The organism is Kitasatospora sp. NPDC032150 (assembly GCF_055579945.1).
Window position 1 is genome coordinate 125487 of sequence record NZ_JBVIMH010000002.1, and the last position, 18410, is coordinate 143896.

Sequence of the window (18410 nt, forward strand, 5' to 3'; positions counted from 1 at the left end):
GGTCACCGCTCCTTCAGCGAGGTGAGGCCGAACCGCACGAAGACCGGCACCAGTTCGCCCACCCGGTCGAACCCGGTGCCGACCGTGCCGCCCCGGGTGTAGCGGTAGTGGATGCCCTCCAGCACCACGGCCAGCTTGAACGAGGCGAAGCCGACGTACCAGCCGAGCGCGGAGACGTCCCGTCCGGAACCGGCGGCGTAGCGGCCGACCAGCCCCGCGCTGTCGGGGAAGCCCTCGGAGAGGGCCGCGCCGGGCAGGATCCCGTCGTAGCGGCGGGCGAGCTCGGTGTACATCACCAGCAGCCCGAGGTCGGTGAGCGGGTCGCCGACGGTGGACATCTCCCAGTCCAGCACCGCGGTGATCCGGTCGTCCGCGCCGACCAGGACGTTGTCCAGCCGGTAGTCGCCGTGCACCAGGGCCGGCTCGGGGGAGGCCGGGAGGGTCCTGGCCAGCTGCTCGTGCAGCTCGTCGATGCCTGCCAGCTCGCGGCTCCGGGAGGCGTCCAATTGCTTTCCCCAGCGGCGCAGTTGCCGCTCCAGGAAGCCGGCCGGGCGGCCGAAGTCGGCCAGGTCGACGGCGGCGGGGTCGACGGCGTGCAACTCGACCAGGGTGTCCACCAGGTGCAGCCCCAGTGCGTGCACCCGCTGCGGTCCGAGCGCGGTGAGCGCCGCCGCGTCCCGGTGCGGGGTGCCCGGCACGTACTGCATCAGGTAGAACGGCGCGCCGATCACCGACTCGTCCTGGACCAGCAGCAGCGGCCGTGGCACCGGCACCCGGGTCGGGTGGAGTGCGGCCAGGACCCGGTGCTCGCGTCCCATGTCGTGCGCGGTGGCCAGGACGTGGCCGAGCGGCGGACGGCGCAGCACCCAGCGGTCGGTGCCGTCCTCCAGCAGATAGGTGAGGTTGGACCTGCCGCCCTCGAAGAGCCGTGCGCGCAGTGGTCCGTGGACGGTGCCGGGCAGCTCGGCGTCGAGTCGGTCGCGCAGCCGCGCGAGGTCGAGGCCGGGCGGGGTCTCGGGGGAATCGCTCATGGACTTCCTCGTCTGGGGGGCGGTGGCGGAGGCGGTGGTGGAGGGCGGGCGGCCGCACCGGGAGCAGTGACTAAGCGCTTGCTTAGCATCCGGGTGCCGATGCCGAGCTGTCAACGGATCGGTCGGCCCGCGGGGATTTCGCCCGAACGGGGGGGTGACGCGCCGCATTCGAGTGCTAGCGTTCGGTAGCGCTCCGTAGTCGTCCTACTGCAGTCCGAGGGGTTGCCATGCCGGCGTCGAGACCGATCGAGGTGGGTCCCAGGGACCGCCGCTACGACGCGCTGCGTCGGGGGTTCAACCAGCGGTGGATCGCCGAGCCGGAGTACATCGTGGTGGCCACCAGGACCGACGACGTGGTGGCGGCGCTCGGTGACTACCTCGCCAGTCCGGAACTCCGCAAGCGCCGGATCACCGTCCGCTCCGGCGGCCACTGCTACGAGGACTTCGTCTCCTCCGCGGACGTCGGGGTGATCATCGACGTGAGCCAGATGAGCCGGGTGTACCACGACCCGGCGATGAAGGCGTACTGCGTCGAGGCGGGCGCGAGCAACTGGCACAGCACCACCCACCTCTACCGCCCGTACGGCCTAGCCCTGCCCGGCGGTTCCTGCTACTCGGTCGGTCTCGGCGGCCACGTCTCGGGCGGGGGCTACGGTCTGCTCTCCAGGCTGCACGGCCTGACGGTGGACTACCTCCACGCGGTGGAGGTGGTCACGGCCGCCGACGGCAGGACACCGCGGATCACGATCGCCACCCGGGAGCCGCACGACCCGGGCCGCGAGCTGTGGTGGGCCCACACCGGTGGAGGCGGCGGCAACTTCGGAGTGATCACCCGGTACTGGTTCCGGGACCTGCCCGCACCGCCGTCCCGAGTGCTGTGCAGGTCGCTCAGCTGGGACTGGGACGGCTTCAAGAAGCGCCCCGACCGGTTCAAGGCCATGCTGCGGCGCTACGGCACGTTCTTCGAGTTCGAGCGGGAGCGCGGCGAACGCGACTTCCAGGGACCCGACTTCATCCGGGACTACGACTACCGGGACATGTTCACCCTGCTGAAGCTGACGCACATGAGCAACGGCAAGGTCGGCCTGGTCGTCCAGATGGACGGGGACCGGGACGACTCGGCGGCGCGGCTGAACGCCTTCCTCGACTGGATCACGCCGGAGTTCCGGACGGGTGACGCGTCCGAGATCACCGAGGGCCCATTGGACAGCGAGATGGGCGAGCACCCGGCGCAGACCGCCCTGTACGTGCCGACCCGCCTGCCCTGGCTCACCGCCACCCAGAGCCTCAACTCCTCCGGGCCCAACCGCTGCGGCAAGTACAAGTCCGCCTACATGACGGCGGGGTTCACCGAGCACCAGATCGACGCGATCTACCGCAACCTCACCGATCCCGGCTACCAGAACCCCGACGCCCTGCTCCAGGTGGACTCCTACGGCGGCAGGGTGAACGACGTCCCCCGGGACGCCACGGCGGTTCCGCAGCGCTCGTCGGTCATGAAGCTGCAGTACCAGGCGTACTGGACCTGGGGCTCCGACGTGACCGGCGACCAGGTCCGCGACTACCAGGACGCCCAGCCGGAGAGCGAGAACGTCCACCTGCGCTGGATCCGGAGGTTCTACCAGGACGTCTACTCGCCCACCAACGGCGTCCCCGCCTCCCTGGGCGAGGTCTTCCCCACGAGCAACACCGACGGCTGCTACGTCAACTATCCGGACGTCGACCTCTCCGACCCGGCCTTCAACCCCCCTGACAAGAAGGGCCACCAGCCCTGGCACGAGCTCTACTACGGGCGCGAGACGTACCGGCGGCTGCAGCGGGTGAAGGCGGTGTGGGATCCGTACGACGTCTTCCGCCACGCCCAGTCCATCCGGCTCCCCGGGCCGGACCAGGACTCCGGGCAGCGGTAGCCGGCAGCCGGGAAGCGCTCCGGGCGGTCCTCGTCCAGGGCGGTCCTCGTCCAGGGCGGTCCGCGCGGTGGGTGCCGGCCGGTGCTGGTCACCCGCTCGCCTCCGGGCGCTTCCCGGGGCGGAGCCGCACCGACGGGGCCGGTGGCGGCTCCCGCTGCGGCCGCTTCCACACGAACACCGACCGGCCACTCCCACAACCGCAGCATTCCCCTCCTACGGGCCCGGACCCGGCCGGCCGGAACGCGGAAGCCCGGTCGGGCCCTCCCGAAGGAGGGCCCGACCGGGCTGGGTTTCCGGGCCGCTGGTCGAAGGTGCCGGCCGGCCGTGGGGCTCTGCGACCTGGAGGTCGACGGCCGGATCGGCGGTCCGCGGACAGTGGCCGGTGATCAGTCGAGGGTGATCAGTGGCCGCCCTCGTCCACGACCTCGACGTCCTCGATGTTCTGCTCGATCGCGTCGGAGGGCAGCGCCACCCGGATCGCCCACTGGTAGATGCCCAGGGAGAACGCGGTGACCAGCGCCATGTCCCACCACATCGGGATGTTGCCGGTGCCGTTGCCGAAGCCGCCCTGCCAGGAGATGACGCCGAGGCCCAGCAGGTAGACCGGCAGCCACTGGGCGGGCTTCCAGTCCAGGCGCGGAGCGTTCGGCAGGCCCTTCTTGGTGGCGTACAGGGCGTAGGAGCCGAGCAGCAGGTAGCCGATCACGATGGCGGCACCCAGGCGGGCCAGGGTGGTCCAGCCGGTCCAGTAGATGATCAGGCTGGCGACCACGAAGGACAGCGGGGCGATGACCTCACCGAACGGCAGTCGGTAGGAGCGCTCGCGGTCCGGCAGCCGGCGGCGCAGGGCGCCGAAGGCCAGCGGGGCGCCGGCGTACATCAGCACGCTGGCGGAGGTGATGAAGCCGACCAGCTCCTGCCAGCTCGGGAAGGGCATGAAGCAGATCACGCCGGTGACGAAGGAGATGATCAGACCGAACCACGGCACACCGCGCTTGTCGACCTTCTCGAACAGCTGCGGCGCGTAGCCGTTGCGGCTCAGGCCGTAGGAGATGCGCGAGGTGGAGGTGGTGTAGATCAGGCCGGTGCCGCCGGGGGAGACGATGGCGTCGAAGTACAGCACCGCCGCCAGCCAGCCGAGGCCCACCACGGTGGCGAGACCGGCGAACGGACCGCTGATGCCCGGGAAGTCCAGGTTGGCCCAGCCCTTGGCGAAGGCGGAGACCGGCAGGGCGCCGATGAAGACCACCTGCAGCAGGGTGTAGATCAGGGTGCCGATGGCGACCGAGCCGAGCACCGCGCGGGGGATGTCCCGCTTGGGGTTCTTGCTCTCACCGGCCAGCTGGATGGCCTGCTCGAAGCCCAGCAGGGCGAAGATGATGCCGCTGGTGCTGATCGCCGCGAGCACGCCCTTGGCGCCGAAGGGCATGAAGCCGTGCGAGGTGAAGTTGCTGCCGTGGAAGTGGGTGACGGCGAGCACGAAGATCGTGAACAGCGGGACGAAGATCTTCAGCCAGGTGGCGATGCTGTTGGTGTGCGACAGCACCCGGACACCGAGGAAGTTCACCGCGACGAAGACGCCCATCAGGATCACCGCGACGGTGAACCCGCTGGCGGTGAGGGTGCCGTTGGCGGCCAGGAAGCCCTTGGCGAAGTCCCAGTGACCGGCGTAGCCGATCATCGCCTCGACCTCGATCGGGGCCACGGTGGCCGCCTGCAGCCAGGAGAACCAACCGAACGACATGCCGGCCAGACCGCCGAAGGCGTAGTGGGGGTAGCGGGCGGTGCCGCCGGCGACGGGGAAGAGCCCGCCCAGCTCGGCGTGGACGAAGGCCAGGAGGACGATCGCGACGGCGCCGATGCCCCAGGAGATGGTCGCGGCGGGGCCGGCCGCGACCACGGCGTTCTTGGCGCCGTAGAGCCATCCGGATCCGATGATCGAACCGACGGAGGCCCAGAGCAGCCCGATCAGACCGACCTCACGGCGAAGGGAGCGGCCGGATCCGGAAGACGAACCGGTCGGCGGGGAGACTGACGGGGCGAGCTGGTCAACATGTGCCATGGGGGAGGTGACCTCTCGGGTGATGGCAGGGGGTTGAGAGTTGCCCAAGGTTAGGCGCGCGGGAATCCCCGAGAACAGCCCATGACTCCGAATAGTTATATTCCGAGCCGCTCCGCCGATGAATGACGGATGAATCCTGGCGTCAATTTGCCTCCCTGTGTGCGGAGTTGTGGGCCGGTGGGGCCGGGGGACTGGTCGAGATTTGAGGGTTACTTGAGAGTGGCCATGGCCTGCGCAGACTCTCCGCTGATTGCATACCGGTACGGGAATTCGCCCTGGGATTCAGAGGTGTGAAACGGGTGTGCGGGGCGCATCTGAATAGCTTCATACCAAGCGGGTTTGTTACGCGACAGTACGCGAGCAGCACGGCTAGGTAACTACTCGGCGGGTTCGGGTGCCGTCGTCGGTTCCACGGGGGAGGTGTTCCCGCCCGCGGTACCCCCGGAGACGGTCTCCTCCGAGACGGTCTCCTCGGAGGTGCTCCCCCCGGGCCCGGTCGGCGGCTCCCCGGGACGAGGGGCGGGCTCGGCGGACCAGACCGTACGGCCGCCACCGCGCCAGCCGACCAGATCCGGGTCGTCCAGATCGGGATCGTCGACTCCGGCGCGGCGGATGAACTCGGACACGTCGGCCTCGTCGTACGCCTTGCCGACCAGGCGGCCGTAGATCTCCACCCGGCGGTACGGCCGCGCGCCACGGGTCGGTGGGCGCACGACCACGGGCGGGGTGAAGATGTCCCCCTTGGCAGGCCGATGCGACTCGTCCATGCCTTCAGTGTCACTCGTCACACTCCCCGATGCCTCGGACCCCGCTGCCCCCGCTCCCGGGCCGGGAAGGGCGGCACGGGCGCGGGTCAGGGCTCGCGGACCACGTCGCCGGGTGGTTTGTCCTCGCGCAGGCCGAGGAAGCGCGGGTGGCGCAGCCGGCCGTCGCGGGTCCACCCGGTGAAGGCGACCTGGGCGACCAGCTCGGGCCGGACCCAGTGGGCGGTGCGCTCCGGCACCGGCCCGGCGAACGGGGAGGCGGGCTGGGCGAGGGCGTCGAGAGCGGTGCGCAGCCGGTGCAGGGTGGCGGTGTCGAAGCCGGTGCCGACCTTGCCCGCGTAGTGCAGCCGCCCGTCGCGGTAGTGGCCGAGCAGCAGCGCGCCGAAGCCGACCCGGCTGCCCGCGGGGGCGGTGAAGCCGCCGATCACCAGTTCCTGCGCGGCCGAGCACTTGAGTTTGAGCCAGTCGGGTGAACGCCGCTGCACATAGGGGCTGTCCGCGCGTTTGGCGATCAGGCCCTCCCAGCCCCGGGCGCAGACCTCCGCGAGCGGTGCCGGGCCGTCGCCGTTGCGGTGGACGGTGAAGCGCAGCGGTCCGCCGTACCGGATCGCCTGCCGCAGCAGCTTCTTGCGTGAGCGCAACGGCAGCCGGGTGGTGTCGTACCCCTCCAGGTGGAGCAGGTCGAACAGGTAGTAGGTGACCTGCACCCCGGTGGCCCGGGCCCGGCGGGCGTCGCGCAGCTGCATCCGGCGCTGGAGCAGTTCGAAGCTGGTCACGCCGTGGTCGAGGGCGACGATCTCGCCGTCGACCACGAAGCGCTGGACGGGCTGTGCGGCCAGGGCGGCGACCAGTTCGGGGTAACCGGCCTCCAGCGGCTTGCCGTTGCGGCTGACCAGCCGGACCAGCTCGCCGTCGCGGTAGGCGAGCGCGCGGATGCCGTCCAGCTTCCGCTCCAGGATCCAGCCGGCGTCGAACTCCCGGCGGGTGCCGGAACTGGCGAGCATCGGGCTGAGCGACTCGGGGAGCGGCCCCGGTCCGGCGGACGGGCGGGCGGATGTGCTCACCCCTCCAGGGTGCGTCCGCACGCCGTCCACCCGCCCCGCGGACCCGCCCCTGCCACCCGTCCGGCGGACTCAGGGCCGCTCCGGCATGACCCGGGACGAACTCCAGCAGGCCCTGGAGGGGGCGGCCCGCCCGAAGCGGCGCCTGCACGCGGTCTCCTGACCGGCCCCACGGCCCGCGCGTCGCAGCCAGGCCGACACCACCGCCGGCGTCCGGCGCCGCGTCGGCCGGGGAGCGCGTGGAGACGCTCCCCGGCCGGCGGACGAGCCTCGCGGTGGCGGACGAGCCTCGCGGTGGCCTGCTACGTGGGCCCCAGCCAGACCGTGGTGGCGTTGCAGAACTCGCGGATGCCGTGCCCGGCCAGCTCGCGGCCGTAGCCCGAGCGCTTGACGCCGCCGAAGGGCAGGGCGGGGTGCGAGGCGGTCATCCCGTTGAAGAAGACGCCGCCCGCCTCGATGTCGCGCACGCACCGCTCCTGCTCGCCCGGGTCGGTGGTCCACACGTTGGAACTCAGGCCGAACGGGGTGTCGTTGGCCAGCGTCACCGCCTCCTCCAGACTGTCCACCCGGTACACGGAGGCGACCGGTCCGAACGCCTCCTCCTGGTGGATCCGCATCGCGGAGGTGACCTGGGTGAGCACGGTCGGCGGGTAGTACCACCCCTGCCCCAGCGCCCCGGCGAGCCGCTCACCGCCGCACTCGGCGACGGCACCGCGCGCGAGCGCGTCGGAGACCAGTGCAGACAGGTCGTCCAGCCCCTGCCGGGTGGCGAGCGGGCCGATGTCGGTGTCCGGTTCCAGCGGGTCGCCGATCCGCAGCGCCCCCATCGCCTTGGCGAACTCGCCGGTGAACCGGGGGTAGACGTCCGCGTGCACGATGAACCGCTTCGCCGCGATGCAGGACTGCCCGTTGTTCTGGGTGCGGGCCTTGACGGCGGTGCGGACGGCGGCGTCCAGGTCCGCGCTGGGCAGCACCACGAACGGGTCGCTGCCACCCAGTTCCAGCACGGTCTTCTTCAACTCGTCGCCCGCCACGGCCGCGACCGAGCGGCCGGCCGGTTCGCTGCCGGTGAGGGTCACGGCCGCCACCCGGCGGTCCCGGATCACCGCCGCGACCGTGCCGGAGCCGATCAGCAGGGTCTGGAAGCAGCCCTCGGGCGCCCCGGCCCGGTGGAACACCTCCTCCAGCGCCAGCGCCGTCCGGGGCACGTTCGAGGCGTGCTTCAGCAGGCCCACGTTGCCCGCCATCAGTGCGGGCGCCGCGAACCGCACCACCTGCCAGAGCGGGAAGTTCCACGGCATGACGGCCAGCACCGCCCCGAGCGGGCGGTAGCGGACGTACGCGGCCGTCGCACCCGAGTCGGCGACGTCGTCCTCGGCGGGCCGCTCGTCCGCGATCAGCGCTGCGCCGTGGTCGGCGTACCAGCGCAGGGCACGGGCGCACTTGGCGGTCTCGGCGGCGGCCTGGGCCAGCGGCTTGCCCATCTCGACGGTCACGGTACGGGCCAGCCGGTCCCGGTCGTCGTCCAGCACCTCGGCGGCCCGGCGCAGCAGCCGGGACCGGAATTCGAAGGTGGTGGTGCGGTACTCGCGGAAGGCGGCCTCGGCCCTGGCCAGGCGCAGCTCCAGCTCGTCCGGGCCCAGCGGTTCGAAGGTCTCCAGGGTCTCGCCGGTGGCGGGGTTCACGGTTGCGATGGGCATGGCCTCACTCCGGGTGTGCCTCGGCGCGGGCGGCGGCCTCGCGGGCGCGGGCGCCGGTCCTGGTCCGCCCGGAGGTCACCTGGCGGAGCGGAAATCGCCGCAGGTACTCGGCCTCCAGCTGACCGGTGCGCAGGGTGTGGCGCTGCAGCGCCTCCTCGGAGCCGTACAGGAACGTCTCGTGGCGGGTGCGGTGCAGCTGGGAGAGCTCGCGCAGCAGGACGTCCGTCTCCAGGGCGAGTGGCGGGATGCCCTCGGAGCGGTGCTGCGGAGTGTGGGGGTCATGCATGGCAGTTCCTCCTAGGCCCCCCGGGACGAGCCCCCCGGATCCCCCCTCGACTGGATCGCCGTACCGGATCGCCGGACGGCCGGGCCGCCGCGCCCGGCCGCCTGGCGGATCCCCCGGACGGAGCTGCCCGGGGATCCCCCGAACGGCCGCCGCGACATCCCGGCGGCGCCCCGTGCGAGCTGCCCGAACGCCGGGTTTCCGCAGCTGCCGCACCGGGCACCTCCGGCACATGGACCCCGTTCGGGCGCTTGAGCGGATCGCCTTTCTGCTGGAGCGCGAGCAGTCCTCGACGCATCGGGTGCAGGCCTTCCGGCGCGCCGCCGAGGCCGTCCGGGCCCGGCTCGCGGCCGACCCCGATGTCTCCACTCTGGCTGCTGGGGCCGCTGCTCTCAAGGGCATCGGTCCGACCACGGCCAGGGTGATCGCCGAGGCCGCCGCCGGACACACCCCTGCCTACCTCGCCGAGCTGGAGCAGCGCGCCGCGCACCCGCTGGCCACCGGCGGCGAGCGGCTGCGCGCCGCCCTGCGCGGCGACTGCCACCTGCACTCCGACTGGTCGGACGGCGGCAGCCCGATCGAGACCATGGCGCGCGCCGCCCGCGAGCTCGGCCACTCCTGGGCCGTGCTCACCGACCACTCGCCGCGCCTCACGGTCGCCCATGGACTCAGCCCCGACCGGCTGCGCCGACAGCTCGACGCGGTCGCCGAGGTCAACGAGCGCCTGGCGCCGTTCCGGCTGCTCACCGGCATCGAGTGCGACATCCTGGACGACGGGAGTCTCGACCAGGAGGACGAGCTGCTCGACGAGCTCGACGTGGTGGTCGCCTCCGTCCACTCCAAGCTGCGGATGGAGCCGATGCCGATGACCCGCCGACTGCTCGCCGCCGTCCGCAATCCGCGTACCGACGTGCTCGGCCACTGCACCGGCCGGCTGGTCGGCGGTGGCCGGGACGGGAAGACCCGCCCCGAGTCGCGGTTCGACGCGGAGCAGGTGTTCGCGGCCTGCGCCGAGTCGGGCACCGCCGTGGAGATCAACTGTCGGCCCGAGCGCCGCGACCCGCCCATGCGGCTGCTCCGGCTCGCCGCCGGGGCCGGCTGCCTGTTCGCCATCGACACCGACGCCCACGCACCCGGTCAGCTCGACTGGCAGCCGTACGGCTGCGCCAGAGCGGAGGCCGCGGGGATCGGGCCGGAGCGGATCGTCACCTGCTACACCGCCCGCCGGCTGCTCGGCTGGGCCGGTGGCCGCCGTGGCCCCCGGCCTCGGCGGTGACGCGGTGCCCGCCGTCCCGGGCCCCAGCGCCACCGTCACCGAGATCGACGGACGGCGGCTGCGGCTGACCCACCTCGACCGCGTCTACTACCCCGAGACCGGCTGGACCAAGGCCGCCGCCCTCCAGTACTACCTGAAGGCCGCGCCGCTGCTGCTGCCCCACCTGGCCGGGCGGCCCGCCTCCTTCCTGCGCCTGCCCGAAGGCGTCGCGGGCGAGCGCTTCTGGGCCAAGCGGGTGCCGCCCGGCGCCCCCGACTGGCTCACCACCCTCGACGTCGAGCACCGCGCGGAGACGTTGCGGCACGTCGTCGTCGCCGACCTGCCCACCCTGCTCTGGGCGGCCAACCTCGGCGCACTGGAGATCCACGTCCCGCAGTGGCGGTACGACCCCAAGGAGCACGACCGGCTGATCGTCGACCTCGACCCGGGGCCCGGCACCACGATCGTGGACTGCTGCACCGTCGCCCTGCTGGCCCGCCGGGAACTCGCCGCCGACGGCCTCACCGCCTGGCCCAAGACGTCCGGTGGCAAGGGCCTCCACCTGCTGGTGCCGCTGCGCCCGGTGCCGGAGCGGGCCGCCACCGACTACGCCCGCAGGCTCGCCGCCCGGCTGCGCGCCCACCGGCCCGACCTGGTGGTGGACCGGATGGACAGGTCGCTGCGGGACGGCCGGGTCTTCGTCGACTGGTCGCAGAACAGCAGCGCCAAGACCACGGCCGCCCCCTACTCGCTGCGCGCCGGGCCCACGCCCGCCGTGTCGGTCCCCTTCACCTGGACCGCCGTGCGCAACTGCCGCAGCCCCGAGGACCTCCGGCTCACCCCCGAGCAGGTGCTCGCCCGGCCCCGCGACCCGATGGCGGGCCTCACGGACCCGGCCAAGGCCGGAGAACTCCCGGGCTGACGGGGAGTCGGGCGGGTGACCGGCCCAGGAGTCGTGATCTTGCTGATCCGCCTGCGGGGACCGGCGGAAGTGGGCAGAATCGGGGACATGTCATCGTTCCTCGAATTCGCCTTCACTGACGGTACGTCAGTCATGCTGCACGCCTTCCCCGCCACCGAGCCGGCGGCGGATCCCGCACCGGCTCCCGTCCCGGCCCCGGCTCCGGCCCCGGTTCCGTACGGGAGCCTGCCGCCCGGGATGGCGGGCGGTCGTGCGGTGGGGCGGGACACCGAGGGCGAGGGGTCACAGGAGGACGGCGAGCGGCGGGCCGGGCGGGTGACCAGGCTCGCGCAGGGCTCGCTGCGCGCCGCCCTGCGCCCGCTGGTGCCGCTGCTGCAGGAGGTGCACGACACCGTGGCCGGGGTGCCGGACCGTCCTGACACGGTGTCGGTGGAGTTCGGCGTGCGGTTCGGCACCGACCTCAAGCTGGCCGTGGTGGGCGGCAGCGGGGAGTCCAGCCTGAAGGTCTCGGCGACCTGGCAGCTCCCGCCGCAGCCGGCTGCCGGCGGTACGGACAGGGCCGGCGGCGCGGCCGTGCCGCCCGGTCCGGCCGCCCCGTCGGCCGTGCCCTCGGCACGGTAGCCGGGGGCATGGGCTGGTCCGAGCACGGGGCGTGCGCGGCGGAGCAGGTGCTGCTCGACTCGTACGCCTCGGTACTCGACGCGCACACCGGCGAGGTGTGCGGCGGTGCGGTGTTCCTGTCGGGGCGTTCGGTGCTCACCTGTGCCCATGTGGTCAACATGGCGCTGCGGCGGAAGGGGTTCGACCCCGGCCACCCCGGGCCGGTAACCCTGCGGATCTCCTTCCGGGGCGGGATCGTCGACGGTGAACTCGCCTCCTGGATCCCGCCGCGCACGCCCGAGGGCGAGCGGGTGCCCGAGGGCGCCTTCGGCTGGCAGGGCGACCTGGCGGTCCTGAGCCTCGTCGCGGCCCCGCCCGCCGGCGTCCGCCCCCAGCGCTGGGGCCCGATGGCCGGACAGCAGAAGGTCCGCGCCTGGTACGGCAACGGGCTTCCGATGTCGTACGTGGACACCCGGGTCCAGTACACCGGTCCGGACGTCTGCTACCTGGACGTCGAGGCGAGTGGCGGGCCGGTCATCGGCCCCGGCTACAGCGGCGGGCCGCTCTGGTCGCCGGAGGACGAGGCGGTGGTCGGGCTGGTGGTCGGTCAACTCCGGTCCACCGAAGGCACGGTGGGACGAGGATTCCACGACCGGAGCTTCGCGATCTCCTGGCAGCGCATCGCCGAGGAGCTGAGGAACGCCCTAGGTCCTCAGGCGGCGGCCGCCCTGCTCCCGACCGACGGCCCCTTCGGCGGTGACGGCCCGGGGCCGGTGGACCCGCTGCAGCGCCGACTCGCCATGCTGATACGCCAGTTCCTGCCCGGTGCGGAAGGCGCGGACGTGCCCGCCCGGTCCGTCGCCCGGGAGTGCAGCCGGCACGTCCCGCCGGGGTGGCGGCCGGACGCGGACGGCTTCGCGCACCTGCTCGCCACCGAACCGCGCGGCCTGGCGGCCCTGGTGGAGCACCTCGGTGCCCGGCACCCGGGCGCGGCCGAGTTCCTGGCCGTCGGTCGGTCGACCGGCCTGGCCGCCCTGCTCTCGCCGGGTGAGTACGGCTGGCTGCGCGACGCCCTCGCGGACACCGATCCCGCCGTGTTCGTCCGGGCGATCGGCCAGGCGGCCCCCGAGGTCCGGCTACCGCCCGAACTCCTGCTGCCCGCCGACGAACCGGCGGCCCAGGACGCGTACCGCCGCGACCGGGCCGCGCGCCTGCTGGACGGCCTGATCGCGCAACTGGAGCGCCACACCGGAGGCAACTCGGTGGACCGGCCCGGAACACCCCGGGTGCCACCGCTGCTGCGTGCGGTCGAGTACCACGCCGCCTGGGCCGACGGGGCCCGGGAGCCCCAGCACGGCGCGGAGCTGCGCTCCTGGTGCGGACGGGTGGCCGCCCGGCTGGGCATCGGCACCGACGTGCTGCACGAGTACCGGGCCACCGCCGCCGAGTGGGCCGCGTCCCGGCAGGCCTCGGCCCGGACGGACGGCACGACGGCGGGGCCCCGGATCGCCGTGAGCCTCACCCGCTACGAGTACCCCGGGCAGAGCGGGGAGGGCAGGTTCCGCTGCGCCGCCTGGGCCGACAGCGGCGACCGGATGCTGCGCCCCGTCCCCGCGCCCACCCCCGGGCCGCTGACCCCGGACGAGGTCGCCAGGTTCATCCGGACCGTCCTGGCCACCTGGGACGAGGACCTGCCCGCCGTCGAACCGGCCGCCGAGGACCCGTTGGTGGAGATCTTCCTCGACGAGCCGGAACTCGGCCTGCCGGTAGAGGCCTGGGACAGCGCCGACCCGCAGGACCGGCACGCCGACACCGAACCCCTCGGCATCGCCTACCGGATGGTGGTCCGACTGGCCGGGGAACTCCCCCCGGTCCAGGCCAAGGAGCGCGCCAGGCGGCTGCGCCGCCGCTGGCAGTACCTGGACGCGACGGCCGCACTCCACCTGGACGAGCGCTGCCGGGAGCGCCGGCACGTCACCGGCGCGGTGCAGCGCGAGCAGCAGGCGGCCAGGGTGGTGCTGCGCACCGCCGACCGGGCCCGCCGCACCGCCTTCGCCGCCGACTGCCTGCGGCTCGGCGTACCCGTGGTGCTCTGGGACCGGCAGTGGCACACCGCCTACCGGGCCGAGGACTTCGAACCGCTCGCACCGGACGGCCCGGCCCTCGGGCTACCCGAACGGGTCCGCCGCTACCGGACCGAGGTCTTCGCCGACGGCTCCCGGCCGCTGCGGCCCGTGCTCGCCTGGGAGGACCCGGACCGGCCGCCGCCGCCGGTACTCGAACTCGGCGACCCGGACGACCTGTACGACAACGACCTTGCCCAGGAGGGCGAATGACGAGGGACCGCGAACGATGAGCCCGTACCAGCCGTCCGAAAGCCCGAACAGCCCCTGTGACCCACCGCCCGACTGGTGGCTGTTCCGCGGCGACAACCGGGCCAGGACACCCGCCATGCCCCCGGCCCCGCCCTGGCGCAGCTTCGGCCGGACGCCCGACGGCGCACCGGCCGGCCGCTACCTGATCGACCGGACCGAGACCGACATCGTCAACGCCGCACTCCACCTGCGCCGTCCCCTGCTGGTCACCGGCCACCCCGGCACCGGGAAGTCCTCCCTCGCCCACGCCATCGCCCATGAACTCAGCCTCGGCGAGGTCCTGCACTGGCCGGTGAACAGCCGCTCCACCCTCCAGGACGCCCTCTACCGCTACGACGCCATCGGCCGCCTTCGGGAGAGCACCCTGCTGCGCGAGAGCGCCCTCCCGCACGAACGGGCCCGTGCGGAGCCGGACATCGGCAGCTTCGTCCGCCTCGGGCCGCTCGGCACCGCGCTGGTCCCGGCCGAGCGCCCCCGGGTCCTGCTGGTGGACGAGCTCGACAAGGGCGACGTGGACCTCCCGAACGACCTGCTGACCGCCTTCGAGGAGGGCGCCTTCGAGATCCCCGAACTCGCCCGGCTCCCCGAGGCGGAGGCCGAGGCGGACGTGCTCACCGCGGACGGCGGGGGCCGCCGCACCCGGGTGGTCCGGGGACGGATCCGCTGCACCGAGTTCCCGGTCGTGGTGATCACCAGCAACGGCGAACGCGACTTCCCGCCCGCCTTCCTGCGCCGCTGCCTGCGCCTGGACCTGCCCGACCCGGACGAGGCCCGGCTGCGCAGCATCGTCGCCGCCCATCTGGGCCCCGACGCACTCGAGGGCGCCGAGGACGTGCTGCGCACCTTCCTGGAGCGGCGCGCCGAAGGGGAGCTGGCCACCGACCAGCTGCTCAACGCCGTCTTCCTGCGCAAGGGCGGCATCGGCCTGGACGCGGGCGAGCTGCTCGACGCGGTGCTGCGCAGGCTCGGCGGAGCGGTCTGAGAGGGGAGGCGGCGGTGGAGCTACGTTCGGTACTGGACGTGTTGGCGAGCGCGGGCGTCGAACTCGCCCCACAGGAGCTGCTCGACGCGCTCTGGCTGGCCGGCCGGCTGCCGGCGGACCACCGCGCCCCGCTGGCCGCCGTCGCCAACGCCCGTCCGGAACAGGCGCGTCCGGCACCGCCCGCCCCCGCGCCCGCCGCCAGCGCCTCGGCCGCCCCCGACCCGCTGCCACGGTCGGAGGCCACACCGCCCGCCCCCGCGCCCCCCGCCCGCCCGCTGCACGCCACCGACCGCCCGACGGCGGACCGGCTGACGGGCACCGCCCGGCTCCAGCCGGTGCGCGTCCCCGAACTCCACGGCCTGCCCGACCAGTTGCCGCTCGGCCGGGCCCTGCGCCCGCTCAAGCGGCACCGGCCCAGCCGGCGCCGTACCGAGATCGACGAAGCGGCCACGGTGGCCGCCACCGCCGACGGCGGCCTGCTGGACGTGGTCCTCCGCCCGGCCCGGGAACGCTGGCTGCGCTGCGACCTGGTGGTGGACGACGGCATCTCGATGCTGCTCTGGCAGCGGACGGTGACCGACCTGCGGCTGCTGCTGGAACGCAGCGGCGCCTTCCGCGACGTGCGGGTCCACGGGCTGCGAACCCGCAACCCGGGCGGGATCCGCCTGGTGAGCAGCCCGTACGGAGCCGAGCCGGCGGGCGCGCTCGACCCCGCGGTGCTGGCGGACCCCACCGGGGAGACCCTCGTCCTGCTGTTCAGCGACGGCGCCGGAGCGGCCTGGCGGGACGGCCGGATGCACACCGTGCTGCAACGGTGGGGCAGTTCGGGGCCGACCGCCGTGCTGCACGCCCTCCCGCGCCGGATGTGGCCGGGGACGGGGCTGGCCGCCGGGCAGGGCGCCGTGCGGGCCCCGCACCCCGGCGCACGCAACGCGGACTGGCAGCCGGCCGGGGAAGCCGCGACCGGCATCCCGATCCCGGTACTGGACCTCACCCCGGCCGCGCTGACGGACTGGTCCCGGTTCCTCGCCGCACCCGGCGGCGGGGTGCGGCTGCCGCTGTGGGAACCGCGCTCCACCGCCGCCCGGCGGACCGCCGCGATCCGGCCCGATCCGGACACCCTGGCCCGGCTGCGCCTCGACCGGTTCCAGCGCGCGGCCTCCCCCGAGGCGCATCGCCTCGCCGCCCACCTCGCCGCCCGCGCACCGGTCACCGTCCCGGTGATGCGGCTGATCCAGGCCACCCTGCTCGGCACCACCGATGCCGTGCCGCTCGCCGAGGTCGTCCTCGGCGGTCTGCTGCGCCCCACCGCCCCCGCTGCCGGACGGCCCGCCGCCCAGCGGGCGTTCGACTTCCCCGGGCCGGTCAAGGACGTGCTGCTGGACTCGGTGCCGACCGCCGAACTGCTCGACGTCAGCCGCCAGGTGGGCAGGCTGCTCGACGCCCTGGTCGGCCGCTCGGCGGACTTCCCGAGCTGGCTCGACACCGGCGCCGGCCCGGCGGAGCCCGAGGCGGACACCCCGTTCGCCTGGGCCGGCCGAACCCTGCTGCACCGCCTCGGAGTCCGGGAGTCCGCAGCACCGGCGCATTCGGCGGCCGGCCCGGCCGACCATCCGGTCGAACTCCCGCCGCTGGCCGCCGCCCTGGCGGCGAGGGGCAGGATGCTCCCACGGGCTCCGGGAGACCCGTACGCCGCCGGCCCCTACCGGGTGCTCGGACGGTCGGCGACCGAGGAATGGACGTACGTCGGTGCGGACGACCGGGGGGAGGTGGTGAGCCTGCGGATCATCCCCGGTCACGAGAGCCAGCGCATCCGGCTGATCCGGGCCGAAGCCCGGAACCTGCACGGTGTCGGTACCCGCTACGCCCCGAGGGTGGTCGCGGTCGGGGCGGACGACTTCGATCCCTGGCTGGCCACCACCGTCCCGCTCACCCCCGCCGGGCGCCCCGCGCCGACCCTGCGGGAGTTCGTCGACGGCTGCGGGCCGCTGCTGAACTCCGAGCTGTTGCACCACCTCGCGCTGCACCTGGCCATCGCCCTGCGCCGAGTGCTGGACACCGGGATCGCCCCGGCCCGCCTCGACCTGGACCGGATCGTCGTCACCGGGGACGCGCCCGTGATCCTGGACTGGCGGGGGGACCCTGCCGTCTCCCGTCTGCTGAGCGACGAGCGGTCCTGGGCCGCGGTCTTCCGCAGGCCGCCCTGGCTGTCCGTCGGCAGCCTCGTCCACGCGCTGGGGGAGGTGCTCTACTACTGCGCGACCGGACGCGAGTTCGACCCGGCGGTCCGTGAATGGGACGACTACCGGCTGATCTGGGGCGAGATGGTCGGCAAGCCGACCCTGCAGGACCGCAGTTGGCTCACCCTGGTCGCGCACTGCCTGCGGGAGGACGCCGGGAGAAGGCCCGGCCTCGACCGGATCGTCGCCGACTTCCGCGGCCGCGTGGGCCCGGGGGCCGAGGACGGCCGGCTGACGGCCTGGATGTCCCAGCGCGGACGGGCGCTGCTGAACGGGCACCAGTCGGTGGGCCCACGGCCGGTGGCGGCCCCCGGTGGCGCCACCGCGGGCGACGCCGCCCGGGTCCGGTCGGCCGGTGAGCACGGCGGCGGAGCCGAGCCGCCACCGCCGCCGGCCCGGTTCCACCGGATCGCCGTGCTCTCGCCCACCGTGGGCGTCGGGCTGGCGACCACGGCCGTGGTGCTGGGAGCGGTGCTCGCCCGCTCCGGCGGGCGGCCGGTGGTCGCCCTGGACTCCGGCCGGGGCGCTCACGCCCTGAGCGCACTGGGGCAGAAGACGGTGTCCGACGGGCTGTGGCGGCTGGCCGAGGACGAGGACCCACCCGCGTGGACCGCACTGCGGGAGTACCTGAGCCCCGGTCCGGACGGAGTGCACATCCTGGGCGGAGGCCGCCGTGAGGACGCGCTGACCGGGGAGCAGTACCGGAAGGTGCTGGGCGTCCTGCGGGAGCACTACGAGACGGCGGTCACCACCTGCCGGGCACCCACGCTCGACACCCACGTCCGGGCCGTCCTGGACACGGCCGACCGGCTCGTACTGGTGGACGGTCCGGAGCGCGGCCTGCGGGACACGGCCGCGCTGCTGGAACTGCTCGAATGGGAGGGTTACCGGGCGCTCGCCCGGTCCAGCGTGGTGGCGGTGGTGCACACCTGGCCCACCCATGCCGACCGCGGCTTCAGCCCGGTGCCCGAAGTGGCGGAGAGCTGCGGGGAGATCGTCACCATTCCCTACGACGAGGGCCTGCACGACATCGATCTCGGGGGATGCTTCGCACCCGACCGGGCTACCTGGTCCGCCTTCGAGCACCTCGCCGAGCTGGCCGACGCGGACTGAGCGGTCGGGTCGAGGGCACCCCGGTTGCCGGGTTTGCGGCCGGCTCCCGGGCCGCCGTGCGTGATCGGTGCTGCGCCTGGTGCCGAAAACGCCGCGGCCCGGGCAGACGGCC

13 protein-coding genes are annotated in these 18410 nt (G+C 73.8%); 7 read left to right on the forward strand and 6 right to left on the reverse strand.

Annotated elements, in window-relative coordinates; all coding sequences use genetic code 11:
• Nucleotides 1-2: 2 nt before the first annotated feature.
• A complete protein-coding gene (locus ACZ5ON_RS02920) occupies nt 3-1031 on the reverse strand; it encodes a phosphotransferase family protein (protein WP_465584381.1) in 1029 nt (342 codons plus the stop codon).
• A 227-nt stretch (nt 1032-1258) separates the two neighbouring features.
• Here ACZ5ON_RS02920 and ACZ5ON_RS02925 point away from each other — a divergent pair, with 227 nt between their 5' ends.
• Nucleotides 1259-2941 (forward strand): FAD-binding oxidoreductase, encoded by a 1683-nt coding sequence (locus tag ACZ5ON_RS02925; RefSeq protein WP_465584386.1) that lies wholly within the window; start codon nt 1259-1261, stop codon nt 2939-2941.
• A 400-nt stretch (nt 2942-3341) separates the two neighbouring features.
• Here ACZ5ON_RS02925 and ACZ5ON_RS02930 read toward each other — a convergent pair whose 3' ends face one another.
• The 5 genes from ACZ5ON_RS02930 to ACZ5ON_RS02950 all read right to left on the reverse strand — a co-directional run bounded on the left by ACZ5ON_RS02930 (nt 3342) and on the right by ACZ5ON_RS02950 (nt 8814).
• Nucleotides 3342-5003, reverse strand: coding sequence for an APC family permease (locus ACZ5ON_RS02930; protein WP_465584393.1), 1662 nt, complete (start codon nt 5001-5003; stop codon nt 3342-3344).
• A gap of 377 nt (nt 5004-5380) precedes the next feature.
• Nucleotides 5381-5770: a hypothetical protein gene (locus ACZ5ON_RS02935; protein WP_465584397.1), complete on the reverse strand. Its 390-nt coding sequence runs from the start codon at nt 5768-5770 to the stop codon at nt 5381-5383.
• An 86-nt stretch (nt 5771-5856) separates the two neighbouring features.
• Nucleotides 5857-6771 carry a non-homologous end-joining DNA ligase gene (ligD, locus tag ACZ5ON_RS02940; protein WP_465585306.1) on the reverse strand — a complete coding sequence of 305 codons (915 nt, stop codon included), beginning with the start codon at nt 6769-6771 and terminating at the stop codon, nt 5857-5859.
• Between the two features lie 359 nt (nt 6772-7130).
• On the reverse strand, nt 7131-8528 hold the full coding sequence (locus ACZ5ON_RS02945) for an NADP-dependent succinic semialdehyde dehydrogenase (RefSeq protein ID WP_465584404.1): 1398 nt from the start codon (nt 8526-8528) through the stop codon (nt 7131-7133).
• A gap of 4 nt (nt 8529-8532) precedes the next feature.
• Nucleotides 8533-8814, reverse strand: a complete 282-nt coding sequence (locus ACZ5ON_RS02950) for a DUF6158 family protein (RefSeq protein ID WP_465584407.1) — start codon at nt 8812-8814, stop codon at nt 8533-8535.
• Nucleotides 8815-9043: 229 nt separating this feature from the next.
• Between ACZ5ON_RS02950 and ACZ5ON_RS02955 the strand changes: the two genes are divergently transcribed.
• From ACZ5ON_RS02955 to ACZ5ON_RS02980, 6 genes are all read left to right on the forward strand, one after another.
• The gene (locus ACZ5ON_RS02955; RefSeq protein WP_465584412.1) at nt 9044-10087 is read left to right on the forward strand and encodes a PHP domain-containing protein; all 1044 of its coding nucleotides are present in this window, start codon (nt 9044-9046) and stop codon (nt 10085-10087) included.
• Nucleotides 10056-10988: a non-homologous end-joining DNA ligase gene (gene ligD / locus ACZ5ON_RS02960; protein WP_465584417.1), complete on the forward strand. Its 933-nt coding sequence runs from the start codon at nt 10056-10058 to the stop codon at nt 10986-10988. The genes ACZ5ON_RS02955 and ligD (ACZ5ON_RS02960) overlap by 32 nt, the downstream gene beginning before the upstream one ends.
• Before the next feature lie 87 nt (nt 10989-11075).
• Nucleotides 11076-11609, forward strand: coding sequence for a CU044_2847 family protein (locus tag ACZ5ON_RS02965; RefSeq protein WP_465584420.1), 534 nt, complete (start codon nt 11076-11078; stop codon nt 11607-11609).
• Nucleotides 11610-11617: 8 nt separating this feature from the next.
• Complete coding sequence (locus ACZ5ON_RS02970) at nt 11618-13924, forward strand: VMAP-C domain-containing protein (protein WP_465584423.1); 2307 nt, start codon at nt 11618-11620, stop codon at nt 13922-13924.
• Nucleotides 13925-13940: 16 nt separating this feature from the next.
• Nucleotides 13941-14945 carry an AAA family ATPase gene (locus ACZ5ON_RS02975; RefSeq protein WP_465584426.1) on the forward strand — a complete coding sequence of 335 codons (1005 nt, stop codon included), beginning with the start codon at nt 13941-13943 and terminating at the stop codon, nt 14943-14945.
• A 14-nt stretch (nt 14946-14959) separates the two neighbouring features.
• Nucleotides 14960-18298 (forward strand): SAV_2336 N-terminal domain-related protein, encoded by a 3339-nt coding sequence (locus ACZ5ON_RS02980; RefSeq protein ID WP_465584430.1) that lies wholly within the window; start codon nt 14960-14962, stop codon nt 18296-18298.
• Nucleotides 18299-18410 lie beyond the last annotated feature (112 nt).

Bases quoted from the DNA above. Each gene is read 5' to 3' on its own strand.
- ACZ5ON_RS02950 (WP_465584407.1), bottom strand. From the start codon at position 8,814: ATGCATGACCCCCACACTCCGCAGCACCGCTCCGAGGGCATCCCGCCA.
- ACZ5ON_RS02955 (WP_465584412.1), top strand. From the start codon at position 9,044: ATGGACCCCGTTCGGGCGCTTGAGCGGATCGCCTTTCTGCTGGAGCGC.
- ACZ5ON_RS02970 (WP_465584423.1), top strand. From the start codon at position 11,618: ATGGGCTGGTCCGAGCACGGGGCGTGCGCGGCGGAGCAGGTGCTGCTC.
- ACZ5ON_RS02965 (WP_465584420.1), top strand. From the start codon at position 11,076: ATGTCATCGTTCCTCGAATTCGCCTTCACTGACGGTACGTCAGTCATG.
- ACZ5ON_RS02975 (WP_465584426.1), top strand. From the start codon at position 13,941: ATGAGCCCGTACCAGCCGTCCGAAAGCCCGAACAGCCCCTGTGACCCA.
- ACZ5ON_RS02930 (WP_465584393.1), bottom strand. From the start codon at position 5,003: ATGGCACATGTTGACCAGCTCGCCCCGTCAGTCTCCCCGCCGACCGGT.
- ACZ5ON_RS02920 (WP_465584381.1), bottom strand. From the start codon at position 1,031: ATGAGCGATTCCCCCGAGACCCCGCCCGGCCTCGACCTCGCGCGGCTG.
- ACZ5ON_RS02925 (WP_465584386.1), top strand. From the start codon at position 1,259: ATGCCGGCGTCGAGACCGATCGAGGTGGGTCCCAGGGACCGCCGCTAC.
- ligD (WP_465585306.1), bottom strand. From the start codon at position 6,771: ATGCTCGCCAGTTCCGGCACCCGCCGGGAGTTCGACGCCGGCTGGATC.
- ACZ5ON_RS02935 (WP_465584397.1), bottom strand. From the start codon at position 5,770: ATGGACGAGTCGCATCGGCCTGCCAAGGGGGACATCTTCACCCCGCCC.
- ACZ5ON_RS02945 (WP_465584404.1), bottom strand. From the start codon at position 8,528: ATGCCCATCGCAACCGTGAACCCCGCCACCGGCGAGACCCTGGAGACC.